Origin of the sequence: Arthrobacter sp. NPDC093128 (genome assembly GCF_040683875.1) — a bacterium.
GTDB lineage: Bacteria > Actinomycetota > Actinomycetes > Actinomycetales > Micrococcaceae > Arthrobacter.
Window position 1 is genome coordinate 160,486 of the sequence record NZ_JBFBEY010000004.1, and the last position, 21,612, is coordinate 182,097.

The window sequence follows — 21,612 nt, forward strand, 5'->3', positions numbered from 1 at the left end:
CATTTGAACCATGGCTCATGCTGCAGATCAGGACTCTGGCACGGACGTCCGCTTGCAGGCCCGCGTGGAGGGCATCGTCCAGGCGGTCGGATTCCGTTACTGGACCGTGCGGAAGGCGGAGGAACTCTCGCTGACCGGAACGGTGAGGAACGACGACGACGGTACCGTCGCCGTCGTCGTCGAAGGTCCCCAGGCGGTGGTTCTGGAGTTCCGCCGCTGGCTGAGGTCCGAGGACGCGCCGGGGCGCGTGGACCACGTGGCCGAGTCGGTATCGGCGGCAACGGGGGAGTTCAGCAGCTTCGAGGTCGTGTACTGAGCCGGTGTACTGAGCCCGTGTACTGGGCGAACGCTGTTAGTCGCGCGCCGCCACGAAGCGACGGACGAACTCAAGTACGGCCGGATGCGCCGGGTTGATCAGGTGGCCACCGCTGACCAGCACGCTCTCGGAGTGGGGGAGTGCCTCCGCCAGGCGCGAGTTGACCAGACGCAGGACCTCCGGCGAATCTTCGGCGGAAACGAGCAGCGTCGGCTGGCGCAGCTGGCTGAGTTCCTCGGCGCCCAGCTCTGCCTGCTTGTCGCTGAGGTCCAGGCCTTCACCCCTGATCTCCGCGAGGACGGCCGGGCTGGTGGCGGCGAACATGTCCCTGAAAGTGGCCGGAAAAGCCTCCCAGCCCTGATCGCCAAGGGCCGCACGAACGACGCTTTCCGCGGCCCGCCACGGATCCTTGGCGGCGGCGTGGAGCACTGACTTCCGCAGCTCCATTGCCCACGCCAGGGCCTTGGGGTCCATCCAGAAGACCGCCGGCTCAAGCAGCACGAGGGCCTGCACGAGTTCGGGAAAACGGTGGGCCAGGTAGAGGGCGATCCCACCGCCGGTGCTGCGGCCGATGACCACCGCCGGCGCCGCATGAAGGATTTCCAGGAGGGCGGCGGCATCGTCCACGTGCTCGGTCAGGCCGACGGCGTCGAACGGTTCGGGGCGGCCGCTGCGGTAGAAGCCCCTGCGGTCGTAGATGATGCACCGGCCGATCCTGCCCAGTTCCACGGCGGCGTCTTCCCACAGGAGAGCGGAGCTGGGTGTCCCGTGTATGCCCAGGACGGGTACGCCTTCGCCGTGCTCTTCGTAGTAGAGGTCTATGCCGTTGACGCTCAAGCGGGGCATGTTTCAAGCGTAGAACAGGGGACACCGCCGGTCGAGATCCGGTGGGTTGCTTCGGGCCGGCTGACCCGGTGCTACGCGCGTCCTTCCCGGTGCAGGGCTTCGTCGTGCTCAGCGTGGGCTTGCTTGATCAGGTCCATGAACTCGGTCTGGTTCCGGATGAGCCGCTTGTACTTCTCCGGCAGCTTCCTGAGTTCTTGCTCTTCGTGGACCATCTTGTTGAAGATCGCCTCGCGCTCGGCAATGTCCGTCTCGTAATTGAGGTCCACGTAATCGGTGGCGTGCCGTTTAGCGCGGGAGACCATGTTCTTGGCCTTGCCCTTGGGGCTGTAGATCGAGGCCAGGACCGTGATCACCAGCACGCCGATAATGATGATCAGCGAGAGGCCGGTGCTGATCTCCAAAACATTCACGTGCTGCCCGTCGTTGATGAACGGCAGGTTGTTCTCGTGGAGCGCGTGCAGGATGAGCTTGACGCCGATGAAGCCGAGGATCGCGGCGAGGCCGTACGACAGGTAAATGAGGCGGTCCAGCAGTTCGTCGATGAGGAAGAACAGCTGCCGCAGGCCCATGAGTGAGAAGGCCGTGGCCGTGAACACGACGAAGACGTTCTGCGTGAGGCCGAAGATGGCGGGGATGGAGTCCAGAGCGAAGAGGATGTCCGTTCCGCCGATGGCCACCATGACCAGGAGCATGGGGGTGAGCACTCGCTTGCCGTTCTCCACGGTAAAGAGCTTGTCGCCGTCGTAGTGCTCCGAAGCCGGGAGTAGCTTCCGGGCGAGCCGGACCACGAAGCCCTCACTTTCCTCCTCGTGCGAATCGGGCTTGAGCAGGTTGCCGGCGGTGATCAGCAGGATGAGGCCGAAGATGTAGAACACCCAGGCGAAGCTGTTGATGAGGGCCGCGCCGAGGAAGATGAAGCCGGTGCGGGCGATCAGCGAGAACACGATGCCGAACAGGAGCACTTTCTGCTGGTCCGCCCGAGGGACCCTGAAGCTGGACATGATGATGAGGAAGACGAAAAGGTTGTCCACGGACAGGGCCTTTTCGGTGACATAGCCGGCGAAGTATTCGGTGCCCATGGTGGTGCCGCCGAACATCAGGACGCCAAGGCCGAAGAGGAGGGCAAGGCCCACGTAAATGGCGGACCACGTGGCCGACTCCTTGAGCTTGGGGGAGTGCGCCTTGCGGACGTGGAAGAAAAAGTCGAAGGCCAGCAGGCCCAAAATGCCGACAATGGTCAGAATCCATACATAGAGGGGAACCTGCATACTTGGGTGCCTTCCTGTCGGTGCGGTGTTATCGCCCTACCGGCCGGGTGCTACTGGGCGGTGTCGGCCCAGCCGCTGCCCGTCGGGCCGCCGTCGGCTCCGTGCTCGCACAGCTGCAAGGCCACCCCGGCTGCCTGGGCGATCGCCGCGGCTGACGATTCCTTGGAGCCGGCACTTCCGGTGCCGGCGGCGAGCCCGGCCGCGTAGCCCACCATCAGCGCGGTGATTGGCGCGGCTGCGTGGGTCACCGAGCGCGCGGACTCCCCGGCCAGGTCCAGGATTTGTTCCCGGTCAAAGTCGAGGTCCAGGAGCTGAAGCGCCTGGGCCAGCCGGTGGCTCCATTGGTCCAGGATCTGCGCTTCGTTGTCGTTGACGGCCATGGTTGCTCCTCAGTCAGAAATAGCAGCTGTCAGAAATAACAGCAGTTCCCCTGAGGTTAGGCTGTAGCAGAAGCCCCGATCAAGGAGATCCCGATGACTGAAGCCACCATCCGCCATAATCCGGAGCGCGAACGCTTTGAGGTGCTTGTTTCCGGCAACGTGATCGGCAAGGCCGTGTACAAGACGTACGACGCCGGTGACGCACCGCAGCGGATTTTTTACCACACCGTGATTAATGAGGAATACGGCGGCCAGGGGCTGGCCGGCCAGCTGGCGACAGCGGCCCTGGATGAGACGGTGGCGGCCGGGATCAACATTGTGCCAGTGTGCCCGTACATCAAGAAGTTCCTCACCAAGCACCCGGAGTACGCCGCCAGCACCACCGCCCCAAAGCCGGCGCACCTCGAGTTCCTGAGCGAGGCCCTGGCCCCGCACGCCCGGGCGTAGGTTGCGTGGACGTGGTCCTGGACCTGGACGTGGGCGCCGTCAGCAGCAGCGTGGGGAGTAGCTAGGCCGCGATCCACGTCTCCCATTCCGGCAGCGGATCAACAGGCAGGGGCAATTGATCAGGTGGCAACTGGTCAAGGGACAACGGGTCAACTGGCAGATCTGCTCCACGGGCCTGGTGCGTTCCTTGGGGCAGGTCTGCATCCGTGACGTGTTCCGTCCCTTCGGCATGGTGAGGCAAGCCCGGTGGCCCTGTTATGGGGTAGGGCATCCAGGGTGGTTCCCAGTCGTAGCTTTCGCTGGCGTAGCGGCGCCCTGACGGTGCCACCCAGCCTGGCGGTGCGTCGCGGCTGGCGCCAGTGGGTGTCCACCCGGTGGTGTGCCTGAGCCGGTGATGCTTCCGGCAGGGCTGGCCGAGGTTGGAGATCCCCGTGGCACCGCCATCGCGCCAGGCCAGGACGTGATCCGCCTCAGTGTCGAGGGATTGGTTATTGCACCCGGGGAAGGGGCATTTTCCGTCCCTGAGGCGTAACCATTGGCGCATGGCCGCCGGGATGCGGTAGCTGGTGCGTCCGATCTCCAGCGGTGCACCGGTGCCGGGGTCGGTCAGGACGCGGTGGAACGAGGAGGCGCCATCTGCGACGAGCCGGCGGGCCATACTGGGCGGAATCGGTCCGTAGGCATCCAGGACGGCGGGCTCTTCGGTGACGCCCAGGAGCGAAAGCACGGGCACGGTGACCAGGACCTGCGCTTTCGGTGACGGGACACCCTCGGCGACGCCGGCGAGCAGCCAGGAAGCGGCGGTGTCGGCCCGGAGTTGGGCGAGGTTTCGCGGCTCGGACGGGCTTTGGAGTGCCCTGGCCGCGTCAGTGGCACGGTTCCAGATGGAGGCAGCGGCGTCGGCGGGCAGGTACGCGGAGAGCCATGCCATGCCGTCGCGGTCCGGGGTGAATTCCAGTCGCCGGTCCTGGACACTCGTGTCGTGGCGCCTTTCGATGCTGACAGGGTGGTGACGCTCCCGCCAGCTTCTGGCTTTTGCCCGGAACCGGGAGGGCACCAGATCCCCGGCCGGACAGCCTCGCGCAGGATTCTCGGCGTCAGGGTCCAGGAAATGAGCTTCCAGTGCAGCAGCCGCGGCCTGGGGTACATCAGTGGTTTCGTCGACCATGACCCGGGCGTGTTGCCATGAAATGGTCCCGGCCTGCAGGGCTGCGAGGGTCAGTGGCAGGGCCGTGGTGAGCTGGCGGGCGTCCTCCACGAATGCTCCTGCAGTCCTTTCGCTGACGGTCAGGGCGCACGCCAATTCGGCGACCAGGCCCATCTCAGCTGCTGATTGCTCTTGGGGTGACGCCGACGGGGACGCCATGGCCCTGGTCGCCTCGACAAACGTGTCAGTCAGCCGGACCTTGAGGGCCGCGCTCCGGGCGTCCAGACGGGCCAGTTCAGTGAGCCCGTCCAGGCAGTCGTCGGCCAGCTGCCGCAAAGGATCCGAGCAGGACTCGTCGCTGGGGCGTCTACTATCGACAACGCGGTACAGCGCAGCAACGGACGTCGTGATGGCGTCCAAGGCGTCACTTACGGCGGTGCTTCCCATACCCACGAGTCTGGCTCGAGGGTCTGACATTTTAGCGGTCTCCACCAATGCTTCATCTGATGCCGGATTCTATCGGGTGATGGTCGCCAGTCAGCAGGCAGATAGAAGGGCGTGAGGCTAGAGGTGCTCCGGACCTTGCGGGCTGTTGGATTATTCGGGGTAGCGACCGCTTGCTACCTATCGAGCTTGATCTGATCCGGGACGCGCGCCGCCAGGCTCCCGAGAAGGCGGAGAGCATGGTCAGAGGCGGATCCTGGTTCGGCTGTGAATCCAACGAATTGCAGGCCCGGGTCGGTCATGAGCTGCATGGCCTCGTAGCCAAGGTCGAGGTCGCCCACGTCGGGGTGGTGGAAGAGCTTGTTGCCGGCGAGGTGAATCCGTACATCGTGGGCCTCCCAGAGCGCTGCGAACTCGCTGCTGCCGTTTGAGAGTTCCTCGATGAGGGCGCGGAGGGCGCGGTCTGCGGGCACGCGCCCTGATTCAGCGCGGAGCAGGGCGACGATTTGTTCGGCCGGGTCGTTCCAGCGGCGGTAGGCGGTCTTGCCGCGCGGGTCCAGGAAGAGGAAACGGGCGAAGTTCACGGGCTCATAAGGCTGAACATACATCTCGGAGAACAGAGCACGCCCGAGGGTGTTGGTGGCAACGACGTCCATCCGACCGTTCTGGATGATTGCCGGGAAGGTCATCGCGTCGAGGAGTCGCTGGGTGCCGGGCCGGATCTGCTGGGTACGGGAGGCGGGCTTTCGTTGCGGCGTCCTCGATCCCTGGTTTGCGGCACGGACCAGGTCGTACAAGTGGGCGTGCTCGGCATCGTCGAGCTTGAGCGCGCGGCTGATGCCGTCGAGGATGGCGTCCGAGATGCCGAATGCGTTGCCCCGTTCAAGGCGAACGTAGTACTCAACACTCATTCCGGCGAGCAGCGCGACTTCTTCGCGGCGAAGCCCTGGCACGCGACGGCGGCCTCCGAAGTCGGGCAGCCCCGCGTCGGCAGGGGTAAGCCGCGACCGGCGCGTAATAAGGAACTCGCGGATGTTGGCGGCGGTGGTCATGCTTCAAATCTACGTCAGCCCTCCCCTTTGAGGGGGGCCCGCTTATTAACCCTATAGAGCGGGTCTGCCTCCGGCCCGCGGGTTCTCCTTTACTGGAAATGTCACGTCAACGGACAGGCACCAGCCGATCCGCGCAACAGGAGGACACCCAGTCATGGCAGAAAAGAACGTTTGGTTCATCACCGGAGCGAGCCGCGGTATGGGCATCGACATCGCCCAGGCCGCTCTCGCCGCCGGGCACTCCGTCGTCGCCACCGGCCGCGACGCGTCACGGGTCGCGACAGCAATCGGAGAGCATAAGAATTTGCTCAGTCTCGCGCTCGACGTCACCGACGCAGCCGCGGCAGAAGCCGCCGTCAGCACCGCGGTGGACCGCTTCGGCCGCATCGACGTGCTCGTCAACAACGCGGGCAACTTTTACGCCGGCTTCTTTGAGACAGTCAGCCCCGAGCAGATCCGGGCACAGATGGAGACGAACTTCTTCGGTCCCCTGAATGTGACCCGCGCCGTCCTGCCAGTCCTGCGCGGTCAACGCTCAGGCCAGATCATCACGGTGACTTCGACCGCCGGCTTTGTCGGGGGTCCGTTCACATCAGCCTACGCAGCGTCGAAATTCGCGCTCGAAGGGTGGATGGAGTCGTTGAGTCTGGAGGTTGCGCCATTCGGCATTGAAACGATGGCCGTCCAGCCGGGCTTCTTCCGCACCGAACTGCTGGTCGAAGGCTCGTCAACGATATGGCCGGAAGTGCATATCGAGGACTATGCCGAGGAAGCAGCTTCCACCATCGCGGCCTGGAAGAGCATGAACGGACAACAGGGCGGCGACCCGGCGAAACTGGCCGCGGCACTCGTCACCCTTTCCGACGGCGGCAGCCTGCCCGCACGCTTTGTCGCGGGCGCCGACGCCATGGGCGCCATCGAGCAGAAGCAGGCCGCAGTCCAGGAGCAGATTGAAGCGAACCGCGATCTCTCCGCGGCACTGTCCTACGACTCTTAAGGAAGAACTTATGCCAATTCTGACCGATCCACTGACTCTCAGCGCGGGTTCCGTGCTGCAGAACCGGTTCGCTCTGGCCCCGCTAACGAACCAGCAGAGCAACGAAGACGGCACAGCGTCCGAGCACGATCTGAACTGGTTTGGGCGACTCGCCGCTGGCGGGTACTCGATGCTCACCACCGCCGCTGCCAACGTGCAGTCCAACGGCAAGTCGTTCACCGGCCAGCTTGGCATCTACGACGACCACCAGCAACTGGACCGAGGCGAGTGCTCCATGGCCGAATCGGCGCACTGATCATTACGGCGGAAACCGCGACGGACGTGCACGCCTGCTCCGGGAGATCATTCGCGGAGTCAGGGCCACCTGCGGCCCTGACTTCCACATCGGACTGCGCCTCGCTCTCAGCGGCCAGGACCCTCACCTGCCCGAACTTCGGGACATGGTCGCCGTCTTCCTCGAACGCGACCTGGTCGACTACCTCGATCTGGTCGTCCGCAGCCTCGACACCCGGGTAGAGGTAGGCCTTTACGCCGGTAAGGTGCTCGTCGATCTCTTCACCGATCTCCCGAGGGGAAAAACCCGGGTGGGGATCTCTGGCGACGTCATGAGCACCGCGGGCGCCCAACGGGCCCTCGATCACGGCAGCGATTTCGTCTTCGTAGCCAGCGGTGCCGTCATCCACCACGACTTCCCACAGCGGGCCCTGTCGGACCAAGCCTACGAAACCCCCCGCCCACCGCTCCCGGCTGCATTCTTCCGCGCCCAGGGACGAAGCCCGGCCTTCATCGAATACCTCGAAGAATCCCTGGGCTTCGTCGCGACGCATTAGCCCACCCCAAAGCAGGCCGATGCGAGAAGCTTCAGACCCCACCCTGCCCCAAGAGCTCACCAAGAAGCCCGTCCGCGTCGGCGGGCTCAAGCAACAGAAAGGAAACACGCCATGAAGAACGCACACCTCGGAGGCATGGAAGTCTCTGCCATCGGCCTCGGTGCCATGACCATGGCTGGCACCTACACCAGCGAGGGCGGCCTGGATAATGCGGAGTCGATCCGCACGATCCACCGCGCGCTTGATCTCGGGGTGACCCACATCGACACTGCGGAGATCTACGGGCCCTTCCTGAGCGAGGAGATCGTCGGCCAGGCCATCAAGGGACGCCGCAACCACGTCAAGATCGCAACCAAGTTCGGCCTGGTCTCCCATTCCGGCGGCGGCCCCGGCGTGATCGACAGCAGTGCGGCGAACGTGAAGGCCGCCGTCGAGGGCTCCCTCAAGCGCCTCGGCACCGACCACATCGACCTGTACTACCAGCACCGGGTCGACCCGAACACCCCGATCGAGGAAACCGCCGGCGCCGTCGCGGACCTGATCGCCGAGGGCAAGGTGCTGCACTTCGGGCTGTCCGAGGCCTCCCCGGAGACCATTAGCCGGGCACACGCCGTGCAGCCGGTCTCGGCCCTGCAGACGGAGTACTCGCTCTGGACCCGCGACGTGGAGGCTGAGATCCTGCCGCTGCTGCGGGAACTCGGCATCGGCTTCGTCCCGTACTCACCGCTCGGACACGGCCTGCTGACCGGGCAAATCCGCTCCGTCGACGATTTCCCTGACGACGACTGGCGCAAGACCAACCCGCGCTTCACTGGAGAGAACTTCCGCCGGAACCTCGCGATCGTCGACGAAGTGAAGGCCATCGGCGCCGAGATCGGCGCGACCCCCGCACAGACCGCCCTCGCCTGGCTGCTGACCCGCGGGAACGACATTGCGCCGATCCCCGGCACCCGCCGGGTCTCCCGGGTCGAGGAGAACACCGCGGCAGACGGCATCGAACTCACCGGCGACCAGCTGGACCGGCTGAACGCGCTCCGGCCCGCCGCGGGAGAACGCCACAATGAAGCCAACATGGCCTCCATCGACCGCTGATCCGAAGGGACAGGACACGGAATATCCCCGACTCGGGTCTTCGGGCCTGAAGGTTAGCCCACCGTCCACGGGATGACCGGCAGGCCCAGCTGATGGGCTTCGGCGATCATCGCGGGGGTGAACGGAGCGGAACGTGGCGGAGACGACGTTGTACCCGTGGACTGCCGCCTGCCGGGAGCTGGACGAGAGGTAAACACCCCGGCGGGCAGCAGCACTGTCCGGGGGAGCGGCCAGATGAGGGCCAGCGCGAGCCCCACGACACGTCGTGGACGAATGCCTACGCTCAGAGCCCGTTGCGGACTATGGCTCCTTGGGCAACAACGACGCTGACTTTTTCAAGGGCGGAGGCGTCCGCCAGGGGATCGGCGTCCACCACGATGGCGTCGGCGAAGGAACCGCGCACCAGCCGGCCGGCAGTTTCGCTCCAGCCCAGCAGCCGGGCGGCGTGGACCGTCGCGGACCGCAATGCCTCCAGCGGGGAGAGCCCGGCCTCGGCGAGGAGGCGCGCTTCCGTGCCGATCGGCGTTACGTCGGTTCCGAAGGAATCGGTGCCGGCCACAATCGTCACGCCGGCGTCCTGCGCGGCACGGACGGCAGCCTGGAGAATCGGCGTGTACTCCTTGCCGCGGGCGGCGAGGATCGGGTTGGTGGAAGCCGCCATGCTGGTGATGGCATCCATGGTGGGCGTGAAGTAGGTGCCGCGGCGGGCCATCTCGGCGATGGTCCGCTCGGTGACGAAGACGCCGTGTTCGATGCTGCGCACGCCGGCCCGGACGGCGCCGTCGATCCCCTCTGCACTGTAGGCGTGGCACAGGACGCCCGCGCCCTTGGCGGCCTTGACCACGGCGGAAAGCTGCTCGTAGTTGTAGACCAGTTCGCGGGGATCCTGCTCAGGCAGCCCGGCGCGCGGATTGGCGCGGGTTTTGATGACTTCGGCGCCGCGTTTGAGGTTGACCCGGGTCAGGTAGGCGAGGTCCGTTACCTCCTTGACGCCCCCGGAGAGGGTGGCCAGCGGCGCGAGGTCGGGGTCCGCGAGGAGGGAGTCACCCAGCTCCGGGGAGATGAACAGTCCTGCTGGCAGCATGCGCGGCGAGACGCCCGGTGCCCAGTCGGGGAGTGCCGCCAGCGCGACGTCCTGGTAGTAGCTGCTCGAACCGCTCCTGACGCTGGTCGCGCCACCCTGCAGGATGGCGCGGGCATCGGCGAACGCGTTTGCGTGGACATGTACGTCGATGAGTCCGGGGAGCACCCAGCGGCCCGAAGCGTTGAGGACTTGGGCGCGGCCGGCGACGGCGGCGACTGCCTTCCGTGTGGCGTCCCGGCTTCCGACGGCGGCGACCTTGACGCCGTCGAGCACCAGCACGCCGTCTTCGACGGCGTCACCGGTCTTGGGATCCACGATGGTGCCGCCCTCGATGATCAGGGGCGGGTGCGCGATGGGGCTGCCCGGGTAGTTGGGCCCGGACGGACGCTCCGCGGCGAGTGCTGCCGGGGCTCCGCCGAGCTGGGCGGCGATGCTCGCGACGGAGACCCCGGCGAGGGCGGCGGCACCGGCCAGGATGCCGCGGCGCGGGACGTCGGCTGACAGCTGTGGGGCGGAAGTGTGGTCGTGAAGGCACATCATTGTCTCCTTGGGGAAAGCCGCCCTTAGGGCGAAGGCGCGTACTTAAACGGTACTTGGTATTCCAAAATCCGGCCAGAGGGTTGCCAGAGGTTTCGGTGCTGGACGCCGAATCTGTCTGAAATACCGTTCACTATCAACGGATTCGGCTCGATCGGGCCCCGGCTGAGGTGGCAGGCCCTTCCGATGTTTGGTATTCCAAAGCTCACTCCGCACTGTGCGCCCGAAAAAGCCGCCTTCACGCCTGGCGCCAGTCCGGGCCAGCTCGGTGGCATGCTTAAGACGTCCACGTTTACCTCACACCGAGGGATGAAGCCATGGCTGAAACTGCTGACGCCGTCCTGCACGATGGATCGACCATCGCCGTCTCCATCCACGGAGACGGACCGCCGCTCCTATTGCCGGTTAGCCTCGCGACGCAGACGCCGGCGGAAGCCGAAACGCTCCGGCAGTGGGGCGGCGACCCGGACCTCGGTCCCAACCTGGTGGAGGGGCTGGAAAGCTCGAACCGGGTGATCGTGGCGGACTACGAAGGCCACCGGATGGCCCACCCGGCACCGGACACTCTCACCCCGGAGAACGTCGCGGCCGACTTCCTGGCCATTGCTGATGCCGCTGGTGCCGACGGCTTCGCGTACTACGGCTATTCCTGGCTGGCATTGAGTGGCCTGCAGCTCGCGATCCGCACCGACCGTCTCCGGGCGCTCGCCATGGGCGGATTCCCGCCCCTCGACGGGCCGTACCAGAGCATGCTGGCGGTGACCCGGGCGGCGCATGCCGCGTCAGCCCGGCCTGCAGATCCTGACACGCCGGTGCCTGTGGCGGAGCCGGGCGACTGGGATTCGGCGGCCATTCAGACCAGTGAGTCGCAAACCCGCCAATTCATGACCCTTTACGAGGCCCTCCAGGACTTCGATGATTTTTCAGCCGTGCTGCCGCCTGGCCTGGCGCGCCTCGCCTTCGCCGGCGCCGAGGACCGGATCGACTACGGACCCAAGTGGGGCGGCGTGCAGGTGCGGATCGGTGACCCCCTGGCCGCACACGAGGCGGCACTCATCAAGGCCGGATGGGACGTCGAGCTGCTTCCGGGCCTGGACCACCTGGGGGCGATGAACAGTTCAGTGGTGCTGCCCATCCTGGCCGGCTGGCTCCGGAAGGTGGGGTGGGCGAAGTAGATGTACTACCGGGCGGAGCGCCGGTTGCGGGCCTGCTTCACCAGCCGGGTGAAGGCATAGAGGAAAACGCCCTCGATCAGCATCATCAGCGCGAGCATCAGCCACTCGCCCTGGCTGACGAAAACGACGGCGCCCACGAGGACCAGCACGGTTCCGAGAACCAGGGTGTACACGGCGAAGCCGAGGGCCACCCTTGCGCTACGGACTCCCGTTCGGAAGCCAAAGCCCAAAGGTTCACCTCCGGGGTAGCCCCCGACGCGGTCGGGGGCTCCGGGCTTGAGACTGTCGAACTCGTCCCAGAGGTCCCTGTCCTGATCCTGGTCGGCCATACCTCAATTATCTCGCGAAACAGGCTTCTGCCTGAACAATTGGGAACGGGCAACAAAGGAAGGCACAGGAAGGCACAGCCGCGGAGCGGCGCTAATCGGCAGCGCTAAGGATGAAAAGCTCCCGGCGGTTGCGCTTACTCGTCCGGATTCGGATTCCGCACGTCCTTCTCGCCGATGTCTGCCGCCCCGAGGACGTCTGCGGCCGGCGAATGGGTGGTCTCGTGTTCACGCACCCGAAGCTCCGGGTGGTGGAGGTCAAGGGCAGGGCGCTCCGAACGGATGCGCGGCAGCGACGTGAAGTTGTGGCGCGGCGGCGGGCAGGACGTGGCCCACTCCAGCGAAGCACCAAAGCCCCAGGGATCGTCCACCTGGACCTTTTCGTGGCTGCGCCAGGTGATGTACACGTTCCAGAAGAACGGGATCATCGACGCACCGAGAAGGTAAGAGCTGATGGTGGAGAACTGGTTCATCCAGGCGAAGTTGTCCTGCGGCATGTAGTCGGCGTAGCGGCGGGGCATGCCCTGGACACCGAGCCAGTGCTGGATCAGGAAGGTTCCGTGGAAGCCGAGGAACAGCATCCAGAAGTGGATCTTGCCGAGGCGCTCGTTGAGCATCTTGCCGGTCCACTTCGGCCACCAGAAGTAGAAGCCGGCGAACATGGCGAACACCACGGTGCCAAACACCACGTAGTGGAAGTGGGCCACCACGAAGTAGGAGTCCGAGACGTGGAAGTCCAGCGGCGGGGAGGACAGGATGATGCCGGTCAGGCCGCCGAAAAGGAACGTTGCGAGGAAGCCGATGCTCCACAGCATGGGTGTCTCAAAGGTGAGCGAGCCGCCCCACATGGTGCCGATCCAGTTGAAGAACTTCACGCCGGTCGGGACCGCGATCAGCATCGTCATAAAGGCGAAGAACGGCAGCATGACCGAGCCGGTCACGTACATGTGGTGCGCCCACACGGTCACGGACAGCGCGGCGATGGCGATGGTCGCGTAGACCAGGCCCTTGTAGCCGAAGATCGGCTTGCGGCTGAAGACCGGGAAGATCTCGGAGACGATGCCGAAGAACGGCAGCGCGATGATGTACACCTCGGGGTGGCCGAAGAACCAGAACAGGTGCTGCCAGAGGACGGCACCGCCGTTCTCTGGATCGTAGATGTGGGCACCAAACTTGCGGTCGGCGCCGAGGGCGAACAGCGCTGCTGCCAGCGGCGGGAAGGCCATGATCACCAGGATGGACGTGGCCAGGGCGTTCCACGTGAAGATGGGCATGCGCCACATGGTCATGCCCGGGGCACGCATGCAGACGATCGTCGTGATGAAGTTGACGGCGCCGAGGATGGTGCCGAAGCCGGAGAGCGCGAGGCCGAAGACCCACAGGTCACCGCCCACGCCGGGCGTGAATGTGGTGTTATTCAGCGGGGCGTAGGCAAACCAGCCGAAGGAAGCTGCGCCTTGAGGGGTGATGAAGCCGGAGACGGCGATGGTGGAGCCGAACAGGAAGAACCAGAAGGCCAGCGCGTTCAGTCGCGGGAAGGCGACATCCGGGGCGCCGATCTGCAGCGGCATGATGACGTTGGTGAAGCCCGCGAACAGCGGCGTGGCGAACATGAGGAGCATCACCGTGCCGTGCATGGTGAACAGCTGGTTGTACTGCTCCTTGGTCTGCAGGATCTGCATGCCCGGTTCAAACAGTTCGGCGCGGATCAGCAGGGCCATCACGCCGCCGAAGCAGAAGAATACGAAGGACGCGATCAGGTACAAGTACCCGATGGTCTTGTGGTCTGTGGTGGTGATCCAGTTGACCACCATGCGTCCCTTGCGCTTCGGCACAACTTGGGCGTAGGAGGTAGGCGCCGCAGTTCCGGAAGCGTAATCATAAGTGGCCATGACCGGCTCTTTTCCCGAAGGTCCCGCGGGAGGTGGGATCTATTCTTCGAATTTACTGACGGCGGATCGTGCTGTCCAGAGCTTGTGCTGGCTGGGCTTTTGAGTACCGTGGCCTCATGCAGAAAATTTCGATCGACGCCCTGGCCCGGCAACAGCTGGCCGCGGCCCTTGCAGCGAGCAACGGGCGGGCTGCCGACACCGTCTATGGCGGGCATGAGAAGGTGCTTCGCCAGACGGTCATGGCGCTCAAGGCCGGCACGAAGTTGAGCGAGCACCAGAATCCGGGTGACGCCACAGTCTTTGTCCTGCAAGGGAGTCTCCGGCTTCGGGCCGGCGGCGACTCCTGGGACGGCAAGCCCGGTGACCTGCTGATTGTTCCGGAGGGACTGCACAGCCTGGAAGCGGAGGAGGACTCGACGTTCCTTTTTACCGTGGCAAAGGCTGCGAAGTAGAGCCGCACCTGCCTGTTGCCCAGGCAGATGCGGCCCCGGCGAAATACCGGACTACCGCCTGACGTCCGGGTCGGGTGCGAATTCCTGCAGAGCAGGAAGCGCCCGGCCGTCGAAGTCGAACATGGCCTGGTTCTCCCATGCGTTGCCCGTGGTGGGATCGGCGGGATCCCAGCCATTGCCCGGAACCGCCGTCCAGGCTGGCTCCCAGGAGACCACCCCGATGCCACGGCCGCCGGGTGCGGAGGCCACGACGTCCTGCACGGCCCGGAAGTTGGCGGCCTGTCCGTCCGGGGTTGCCGGGTAGCCGGAAACCAGCTGGCTCTGGCTTCTAATCACGTTTTCCCAGGGGTCAACCGTGTCGTCGTCGAGGGTGAACGGGTAGGAGTTTTCGACGACGATTACGTCGCGGTCGTAGCGGGCGGACAGTGTGGTGATGGCATTCTGCAGATCGGCCATGGAACCGTGCCAGTAGCCGTAGTAGGACAGGCCGATGGTGTCGAACCGGACGCCCCGCTTTGTCACCTCGTCGAACCACCAGGTGAGGCCGCCGATGCCGTTGTTGATGTTGGTCAGGTGCAGGATGACATCCGTCCCGGCGCTGACGTCCTTCGCAGCACGCGAGCCGGCGGAGAGGAACAGTGCGAGGTTATCCCACTGCGCTCCCGTGACGTCATCCGCGGGGTTCACATCCCAGGTCTGGCCAAGGGGCCACAGCATGCCCGGGTTGATCTCGTTGCCCACCTGGACGGAGTCCGCCGTCGCGCCGGCGTCCTTCAGCGCGGTCAGCACCTCGAAGGTATGGGCATACACGGCATCCGCCGTTTCCTGTGGGCTCAGTTCGGCCCAGGCTGCCGGTGTTCCCTGGGCGCCGGGGTCGGTCCAGCGGTCGCTGTAGTGGAAGTCAACAAGGACCTTCATGCCGGCGGCCTTGGCGCGCTTGGCCGTGGCCACCACTTCGTTGGTGGTGTTGTAGCCATCAGCCGGGTTGACCCACACCTTGAGCCGCACCATGTTGGCGCCGGCGTCGGCGAAGGCCTCGACGGCATCCACCGGCTTGCCCCGGGCGTCGAAGTAGACAGCGCCCTTGTCCTCGTTCTTGGCCAGGTTGGAAAGGTCGGCGCCGCGGACGGCCCGCTGGACCGATCCCGGTGTGAGCGTGACGTCGTCGACGACGGCCCAGTCACCAGCCGTGCCGCGGGTTTCGATCACGATCTCGCAGGCGCCCTTCGTGACGTAGGCGTCGGCCGAGATCTGTAGCCAGGCGCCGTCCTGCGCGGCGGACGGCAGGACGGTTTCGCCGTCGACGCCGCAGTTCTTGAGGCCGATCCGTGAGGCACCGAGGGTTCCTTCGGCCTTTACGCGGGCGGAAACCGTCCACCAGCCTTCGGCCAGGCGGCCGGTTTTCTGGCGTGCGGTTGCGGTGCCGTCGGCGTCGAGGCGCTGGCTGAGGTGGGCATTTCCGGCGGCCGCCTCTGTGGTTGTGGAGGCCGTCTTCCCTGAGACTTTCCAGCCGGTCAGCCCATTGGCGAACCCGCCGTTGATGATGGTGCCGTCGCCCGGTGCAGCCGGGTTCTCCGCAGTGGCCGGCGCCATCCCGGCGGGCAGCGCCAGCACCGTGAGGAGCGACGCCGCCACCACCGCTGGTCGACGGTGCCGCTTCGCCTGGGGGTGAATTTCCCTATGGTGCTTTTTCATGTCGTCCTCCCTGACGGTATGAATTGAATCAGCTCACTGAGCTGTGTGCGCTCCCAGTTCTAGCACATGATTATTGGTTGATAATAGAGCAGTTCAAAATCAGGAAAGTCTCTTGTTCTCATGGAATGCTGGGAGCGTTCACGGCAAACTTTCGGCCCTCACCCTGTGGGGGCGGGCTTCCCGACGCAGCACCGGATCGCGGCCAGCGTTGGGCCCTACCGGGATGACGCTGGAAGGCCTATCTTTGACCTGACACAGCCCGAGGGAAAGGAACCACGGTGTTCACCTTGCAGATCAGCTATCCGGTCCGGGACTACGAGGCTTTCAAGAAAGTATTCGACAGCGATCCTGCAGGCCGCGCCGCCTCGGGCGCCCGGTCTGTCCGCCTGTTCCGGGATACAGACGACCAGAACAGCGTGGCCGTGCTCCTTGACTTCGACACCAAGGACGCAGCGACCGCCTTTCTGGAGCGGCTCCGCAGGGACGTGTGGGACAAACCGGAGGTGATAGGGCAGCTGATGTCGGCGTCGCCGACAGCCAGGCTCCTGGAGGAGACGGCCCGCGAGGGGCAGGCCGCGGGCTGACCGCTGAGAATCCGGTCGCCACCACCGCCGGTGGTGGCTCGGCCGGTGCAACTCACGCACGGCCGTAACCAAGTTCGGCCTCCCGCGCAGATGTGGGACAGACTGTTTCCGTGAGCAACAAACCCCGGACAGCCCTCGCCGTGGCCGGCCTCAGCCTGGGCACTTCGCTGAACCCGCTGAATTCGTCCATGATCGCCGTCGCCCTCGTGGTGCTGCGCGCGGATTTCGGGCTCGACGTTGCCACGGTCACCTGGGTGATCACCGCCTTCTACCTCACCTCAGCAGCGGGCCAGCCGCTGATGGGCCGGCTGGCGGACCGCTTCGGCCCGCGGCGCCTGTTCACCTTCGGGATGGTGCTGGTGGCTGCAACCTGCGCGGTGGCACCGTTCGCCCAAAACTTCGCCCTGCTGTGCGTCGCCAGGGCATTCATGGCGCTCGGCACGGCCACCGCGTACCCGAGCGCCGTCGTGATCGTCGGCGCGCTGGCCCGGACAGCCAATGTGAAGTCCACCCGGCCGCTCGGCCGGATCCAGATGGCCAACACGTCCGCGGCGGCGGTCGGCCCCGTGGTGGGCGGGCTGCTGGTGAGCCTTGTGGGCTGGCAGGCGCTGTTCCTGATCAATGTGCCGCTGTCCCTCGCGGCACTGCTGGTCGTCTGGAAGTTTGCCCCGGCGGACGAGGAACGCGAGCGAGGGAGTGCCGCGGAGCTGCTGCGCGACTCGGACATCCCCGGCATCCTGGGTTTCGTCGGATCGCTGATGCTCACCATGATGGCCCTGCTGAACGTGCTGCCGGACGTGCGCTGGTGGCTGCTCGCCGGCGGGACGGTGCTGGCGGCCCTGTTCGTCTGGCGCGAGCTGAAGTTCAGCCCGCCGTTCCTGGACCTGCGGCTGCTAGGCAGGAACCGGCCGCTACTGCTGGTCTACCTCGGCTTCGCCGTGTTCAACGGCATCTATTACTTCGCGTTCTTCGGCCTGCCGCAGCTGCTGCAGGAAGCGGCCGGCTACGATCCCGGCGTCGTGGGTCTCCTGATGCTGCCGCTTGCAGCGATGTCCGTGGTCGCGACGCCGTTCGCGGTCCGCGCGATCGAACGCTTCGGTGTGCGGCGGGTGCTGATTGCCGGGGTGCTGTTCCTGGTGGCCGCCGCGGGAACCATGTGGCTGCTGACTGCCTCGTTCGCCATCCCGCTGGTCCTGGTGCTCACCGCGCTGATGGGCATTCCGTGGAGCGTGGTGAGCATCGCCTCCAGCCAGGGCATGTACGTCTCCACCCAGCCGCACGAACGCGGGGTGGCCGCGGGCATCTTCCAGACCTGCCGCTACCTTGGCGCCATCACGGCCACGGTGATGATCGGCATCTTCTACGGGAGCGGCGTGAACCAGGCCAACTGGGGCCTGATGGTGATCGCCATGCTGGTGCTGGGCGGCGTCGCGTTCGGCGTGACGCTGCTGTGGCGGGAGCGGAAATGAGCCAGCCGGAGCGGGAAACAGGGCACAACTATGGCGCCCCATTTCCTTGTATTCACGGCATATTGACACCCAGATTCCGCGGGAATAGTGTCTGCCTTAACGGGGCCATCCGCCCCGTTCCTGAGTATTTTCGGCGCTGGAGTCTGGGCCGCTTCTGCTAGGCGAGGGCGCCAGCAAGGAGTCCTAATGTCTTGGGAAATTTCCGGAAAGTATGTCGCCAACTGCAATTGCCAGTTAATTTGTCCGTGCCCGGTGGATGGGACGCCCACGGGACCGAACAACGAGTGCCGCGGCGTGGCTGTGTTCAACATCGCGAGTGGAAAACTCGATGATACCGATCTGTCCGGCATCGCCTTCGCCTTCTGCAACTGGTTCCCGTCGAACCTCACCGCAGGTGGCTGGAAAGTGGGAGTGGTTGTCGACGACGGCGCATCGGCTGCGCAGGCCACCGCCTTGGAAAGCATCCTTCATGGTGAGGCTGGCGGCCCGTTCGCGGATTTTGCGGCGTTGTACGGAGAATGGCTAGGAGTCGAGCGTGCGAGCGTCACATTCTCCGATGGCGACAGCCCGTCGGGTTCGGTCGCCGGGCACGCTGACCTCACATTCGAGCCGCTACCGGGGCCGGGCGGCGGTTTCACCACCGAGAAGAACGCGATGTTCGGCTTCGCCCCGGAATTCCGGATTGGAAAGGGACCGGGCCACTCGGACCTGTTTGGCCTGGAATTCGACGGCGTCTACGGCGAGACCGCGGACTTCACCTTCGCCAGTGAGATGGCAGAGGATGCCCCGAAGGGCCGCGGCTAAGCGCGGCCGGCCGATGTATCACAGGAGGCTTTTCAAGAGAGGCCGCGGGCGCGTCTTTGCGCGCGCCGCCATTTCGGGTGCTGCCGTCTCCGGGCTCGCTGCGCAGGGACAGGCGAGAGCGCACACCGCCCCCCGCATTGACCCTCGGGAAGCCAGCCTGATCGCTGTCCTGCTCCTCTTGGCAGCGATGAGTTGGATCTTCACGTCCACCCAGCTGAGCGGGATGGACATGGGCCGCTGGACAGATCCGGGACCGCTGGGATTCTTCGTCACCACGTGGGTGGTGATGCTGGCGGCCATGATGTTCCCCTCCGTGGCACCCATGGTGGTGGCCTATGACAGGATCCAGCACCACCGGCGCACGACGGGGCGGTATGCGCCCGGCGGATCCACCGCCGTGTTCGTTGCCGGCTACCTGATTTCCTGGACGGTGTTCGGGGTGCTGGCCTACGGGCTGTACAACGCGGTGGCGTCACTGCTTCCCGGGCTCTTCGGCTCGGACCAGGGCGGCCGCTACCTGGCGGTGGGAGTGATCATGCTGGCTGCGGTTTATCAGCTGACGCCCGCCAAGAACATCAGCCTGATGAAATGCCGAAACCCCATGGATTTCATCCTGCACCGCATGCGGCCCGGGTACCGGGGCGCGCTGGTGATGGGCGTGGAGCACGGTGCCTGGTGCGTCGCCTGCTGTTGGGCGCTGATGGTGGCCCTGTTTGCGCTTGGGGTGATGAGCCTCGGCTGGATGGCGCTGATTGGGGCCTTCATTGCGGGGGAGAAGATGCTGCCGTGGAGACGGCTGGCCAACCGCTCCGTTGCGGTGGCGCTCGCCGTGATCGCACTCGGTGTGGCCCTCATACCCGCGGCGACGGGCGGTATGGGGATGTAACCGGCCGCCCTGCACAACGCGCGGCGGCCGTGGAAACGGGGGAAATCTGATAGGTCTCATGCACTGGAGGAGTTGGAAATGGCTGACGGGGCTGGACTGATCGAGCGGTTTTATAAGGAAATAATCGAGGGCGGAAATCTGTCCCTCATTGACGAGTTGTCGACGGATGACTACGTCGATCATGAGGAGGCTCTACCAGGGCAGCCGCCCGGCAAGGATGGTGTTCGCTACTTCGTGAATGCGATCCGGACGGCGTTCCCGGATATTAAGGTCAAGACGATCGAAGCATCATTGGCCGACGGAAACCTGGAGGCCTGCCACGTAATTCTCACGGGCACTCATCGCGGGGAAATGGCCGGCATGCCCGCAACGGGCAAGAGCGTCGAATTCGGCACAACCGACATTATCCGCGTCGAGGACGGCAAGGTGGCCGAGCATTGGGGAACCACGGACAACTTGACCCTCATGCAGCAGCTTGGTGCAGTCCCTACCTAGGGCTCGCCGGACGGACGTCCGCAAATCGGGCCACTAGAGTTTCCCGCCGCCACTCCTAGCCGACGGCGGGAGGCACAGCGTGCGGCACCGTCCCGTGGCGGTGCCGCACCCCTATGCCCTAAGCGCGGGCGGACACGTCCGCCGCAGCTGCGGCAGCCACGTTCGCGGCGGGCGCGTCCGGCGTGTGCGCCTGAGCTGGTTTCTGTTCCGCTGCCACATAGCCCGCCTCTTTCGGCCCCGGCGGATAGGCGTGCCTGCGCCCGGTCACCATAATCACGAGGGCGACGACGACGGGTACCGCAGCGGCGACCGGCACCAGCAGCGGGCCTGCTGTAGTGAGGGCGACCGCGCCGTATAGTGCGCCGATGGTGATCCCCAGCTGGATGGTCAGCACGGTGAGGCCGTTGGCGGCTTCCCGGTATTCCTTGCCGGCGCGGAGGATGGCCGACTGGTTGTAGATGCCGATCGCGCCGAAGGCCGCTCCCCAGACCGCCATCAGCACCAGGGCGCCCGGGACGGTTGTGCCGCCCAGCGGCAGGAGGAGGAACGCGGCGGCGATTACCGCCGTCGTGATCAGCAGTGAACGGCGCGGCCGCATGTCCACGGTGATGCCGGCGATCCAGATGCCCACCAGCCCGGCGAATCCCAGGACGGTGAGCGAAAGGGTGATGCTGTAGTCGGGCAGGCCGGCCTCACGGAGGAACGGGGCGATGAAGGTGAACAGCGCGAAGTGCGCCATCAGCATCAGCGGCCAGGCGATGGCCACCGGCTTCACTCCGGGCTGGCCGATCGCCTTGCGCAGCGACGGCCGCGGGGCGTCCGGGATCCTCCGCACGGCGGGCAGCAGCCACATGGCCAGCGCCGCGAGCACGACGCCGGCGCCCGCGAGCAGGAGGAAGGATGCCCGCCAGCCGACCGCCGCGCCCAGGGCGGTTCCCAGCGGGGCGCCGATGGCCAGGCCAAGGCTGTTGCCGCTGAACACGATGGCCATCGCCTTTCCCACCTTGTGGGCCGGAACAATGCGCGCCACGAAGGGGGCCATGGCGGTCCAGAGCAGACCGTGGGCGATGCCGCCCACCAGCCTGGCGGCGAGGGCGGCGCCGAAGTCGGACACCAGCCCCACCAGGGCGTTGCTGATGGCGAAGGTCAGGACCAGCGCCACCAGGAGGATGTGCCGGGGGATGCGGGACAGCAGCATGGCGGCCGGGATCACCGTGGCCACGATGACGGCGGCGTACCCGGCGGTGAGGTAGCCGGCCACGGGCTCGGACACGCTGAGCCCGGCGCTGATCTGGGGGAGCAGGCCGGAGGGCAGCAGTTCGGTGGTGATGGCGGTGAAGCCGATCATCGACAGCACCAGCAGCGCGCCGAAGGGCATGCGGTCGCGTGCGGAA

The 21,612-nt window shown here is 65.7% G+C and carries 23 protein-coding genes; 13 read left to right on the forward strand and 10 right to left on the reverse strand.

Features of this window, described 5'->3' with window-relative positions:
• Positions 1-10 precede the first annotated feature (10 nt).
• Positions 11-316, forward strand: a complete 306-nt coding sequence (locus AB0N24_RS06460) for an acylphosphatase (RefSeq protein WP_364122014.1) — start codon at positions 11-13, stop codon at positions 314-316.
• 36 nt (positions 317-352) lie between these two features.
• On the opposite strand, the gene AB0N24_RS06465 is transcribed toward AB0N24_RS06460, so the two are convergent.
• The 3 genes from AB0N24_RS06465 to AB0N24_RS06475 all read right to left on the reverse strand — a co-directional run bounded on the left by AB0N24_RS06465 (position 353) and on the right by AB0N24_RS06475 (position 2,810).
• On the reverse strand, positions 353-1,162 hold the full coding sequence (locus tag AB0N24_RS06465) for an alpha/beta hydrolase (RefSeq protein WP_364122017.1): 810 nt from the start codon (positions 1,160-1,162) through the stop codon (positions 353-355).
• A gap of 71 nt (positions 1,163-1,233) precedes the next feature.
• Positions 1,234-2,430: a TerC family protein gene (locus AB0N24_RS06470; RefSeq protein ID WP_364122020.1), complete on the reverse strand. Its 1,197-nt coding sequence runs from the start codon at positions 2,428-2,430 to the stop codon at positions 1,234-1,236.
• 50 nt (positions 2,431-2,480) lie between these two features.
• Complete coding sequence (locus tag AB0N24_RS06475; protein WP_364122023.1) at positions 2,481-2,810, reverse strand: DUF6457 domain-containing protein; 330 nt, start codon at positions 2,808-2,810, stop codon at positions 2,481-2,483.
• A 93-nt stretch (positions 2,811-2,903) separates the two neighbouring features.
• Here AB0N24_RS06475 and AB0N24_RS06480 point away from each other — a divergent pair, with 93 nt between their 5' ends.
• Entirely contained in the window at positions 2,904-3,257 is a 354-nt protein-coding gene (locus AB0N24_RS06480; RefSeq protein WP_364122026.1) for a GNAT family N-acetyltransferase, read from the forward strand.
• Between the two features lie 61 nt (positions 3,258-3,318).
• Here the strand turns inward: AB0N24_RS06480 and AB0N24_RS06485 are convergent, their stop codons facing one another.
• Both AB0N24_RS06485 and AB0N24_RS06490 read right to left on the reverse strand, forming a co-directional pair.
• Complete coding sequence (locus AB0N24_RS06485) at positions 3,319-4,851, reverse strand: DUF222 domain-containing protein (protein WP_364122029.1); 1,533 nt, start codon at positions 4,849-4,851, stop codon at positions 3,319-3,321.
• 173 nt (positions 4,852-5,024) lie between these two features.
• Positions 5,025-5,900 (reverse strand): helix-turn-helix transcriptional regulator, encoded by an 876-nt coding sequence (locus AB0N24_RS06490; RefSeq protein ID WP_364122031.1) that lies wholly within the window; start codon positions 5,898-5,900, stop codon positions 5,025-5,027.
• A 154-nt stretch (positions 5,901-6,054) separates the two neighbouring features.
• Between AB0N24_RS06490 and AB0N24_RS06495 the strand changes: the two genes are divergently transcribed.
• From AB0N24_RS06495 to AB0N24_RS06510, 4 genes are all read left to right on the forward strand, one after another.
• A complete protein-coding gene (locus AB0N24_RS06495) occupies positions 6,055-6,897 on the forward strand; it encodes an SDR family oxidoreductase (protein ID WP_364122034.1) in 843 nt (280 codons plus the stop codon).
• 10 nt (positions 6,898-6,907) lie between these two features.
• Positions 6,908-7,192, forward strand: a complete 285-nt coding sequence (locus tag AB0N24_RS06500; RefSeq protein ID WP_364122037.1) for a hypothetical protein — start codon at positions 6,908-6,910, stop codon at positions 7,190-7,192.
• The gene (locus AB0N24_RS06505) at positions 7,125-7,727 is read left to right on the forward strand and encodes a hypothetical protein (protein ID WP_364122040.1); all 603 of its coding nucleotides are present in this window, start codon (positions 7,125-7,127) and stop codon (positions 7,725-7,727) included. Before AB0N24_RS06500 ends, AB0N24_RS06505 begins: the two co-directional genes overlap by 68 nt.
• Before the next feature lie 111 nt (positions 7,728-7,838).
• Positions 7,839-8,819, forward strand: a complete 981-nt coding sequence (locus AB0N24_RS06510) for an aldo/keto reductase (RefSeq protein ID WP_364122042.1) — start codon at positions 7,839-7,841, stop codon at positions 8,817-8,819.
• A gap of 283 nt (positions 8,820-9,102) precedes the next feature.
• On the opposite strand, the gene AB0N24_RS06515 is transcribed toward AB0N24_RS06510, so the two are convergent.
• Positions 9,103-10,440 carry an amidohydrolase family protein gene (locus tag AB0N24_RS06515; RefSeq protein WP_364122045.1) on the reverse strand — a complete coding sequence of 446 codons (1,338 nt, stop codon included), beginning with the start codon at positions 10,438-10,440 and terminating at the stop codon, positions 9,103-9,105.
• Between the two features lie 317 nt (positions 10,441-10,757).
• Here AB0N24_RS06515 and AB0N24_RS06520 point away from each other — a divergent pair, with 317 nt between their 5' ends.
• Positions 10,758-11,615, forward strand: coding sequence for an alpha/beta hydrolase (locus AB0N24_RS06520; RefSeq protein WP_364122047.1), 858 nt, complete (start codon positions 10,758-10,760; stop codon positions 11,613-11,615).
• Positions 11,616-11,620: 5 nt separating this feature from the next.
• Here AB0N24_RS06520 and AB0N24_RS06525 read toward each other — a convergent pair whose 3' ends face one another.
• Both AB0N24_RS06525 and ctaD read right to left on the reverse strand, forming a co-directional pair.
• Complete coding sequence (locus tag AB0N24_RS06525) at positions 11,621-11,944, reverse strand: hypothetical protein (protein ID WP_364122049.1); 324 nt, start codon at positions 11,942-11,944, stop codon at positions 11,621-11,623.
• A 134-nt stretch (positions 11,945-12,078) separates the two neighbouring features.
• Positions 12,079-13,833, reverse strand: coding sequence for a cytochrome c oxidase subunit I (ctaD, locus tag AB0N24_RS06530; RefSeq protein WP_364122051.1), 1,755 nt, complete (start codon positions 13,831-13,833; stop codon positions 12,079-12,081).
• 116 nt (positions 13,834-13,949) lie between these two features.
• On the opposite strand from ctaD, the gene AB0N24_RS06535 reads away from it, so the two are divergent.
• Positions 13,950-14,285, forward strand: coding sequence for a cupin domain-containing protein (locus AB0N24_RS06535; RefSeq protein ID WP_364122054.1), 336 nt, complete (start codon positions 13,950-13,952; stop codon positions 14,283-14,285).
• Positions 14,286-14,336: 51 nt separating this feature from the next.
• Here AB0N24_RS06535 and AB0N24_RS06540 read toward each other — a convergent pair whose 3' ends face one another.
• Positions 14,337-15,980 carry a glycosyl hydrolase 53 family protein gene (locus AB0N24_RS06540; protein ID WP_364122057.1) on the reverse strand — a complete coding sequence of 548 codons (1,644 nt, stop codon included), beginning with the start codon at positions 15,978-15,980 and terminating at the stop codon, positions 14,337-14,339.
• A 278-nt stretch (positions 15,981-16,258) separates the two neighbouring features.
• On the opposite strand from AB0N24_RS06540, the gene AB0N24_RS06545 reads away from it, so the two are divergent.
• The 5 genes from AB0N24_RS06545 to AB0N24_RS06565 all read left to right on the forward strand — a co-directional run bounded on the left by AB0N24_RS06545 (position 16,259) and on the right by AB0N24_RS06565 (position 20,218).
• Positions 16,259-16,564, forward strand: coding sequence for a hypothetical protein (locus AB0N24_RS06545; protein ID WP_364122060.1), 306 nt, complete (start codon positions 16,259-16,261; stop codon positions 16,562-16,564).
• A gap of 110 nt (positions 16,565-16,674) precedes the next feature.
• Positions 16,675-18,033 (forward strand): MFS transporter, encoded by a 1,359-nt coding sequence (locus AB0N24_RS06550; protein WP_364122063.1) that lies wholly within the window; start codon positions 16,675-16,677, stop codon positions 18,031-18,033.
• 186 nt (positions 18,034-18,219) lie between these two features.
• Positions 18,220-18,837 carry a DUF1326 domain-containing protein gene (locus tag AB0N24_RS06555; protein WP_364122066.1) on the forward strand — a complete coding sequence of 206 codons (618 nt, stop codon included), beginning with the start codon at positions 18,220-18,222 and terminating at the stop codon, positions 18,835-18,837.
• A 187-nt stretch (positions 18,838-19,024) separates the two neighbouring features.
• Positions 19,025-19,723, forward strand: a complete 699-nt coding sequence (locus tag AB0N24_RS06560; RefSeq protein WP_364122386.1) for a DUF2182 domain-containing protein — start codon at positions 19,025-19,027, stop codon at positions 19,721-19,723.
• Positions 19,724-19,801: 78 nt separating this feature from the next.
• A complete protein-coding gene (locus tag AB0N24_RS06565) occupies positions 19,802-20,218 on the forward strand; it encodes an ester cyclase (RefSeq protein WP_364122069.1) in 417 nt (138 codons plus the stop codon).
• 118 nt (positions 20,219-20,336) lie between these two features.
• Here AB0N24_RS06565 and AB0N24_RS06570 read toward each other — a convergent pair whose 3' ends face one another.
• The gene (locus AB0N24_RS06570) at positions 20,337-21,596 is read right to left on the reverse strand and encodes an MFS transporter (RefSeq protein ID WP_364122388.1); all 1,260 of its coding nucleotides are present in this window, start codon (positions 21,594-21,596) and stop codon (positions 20,337-20,339) included.
• Positions 21,597-21,612 lie beyond the last annotated feature (16 nt).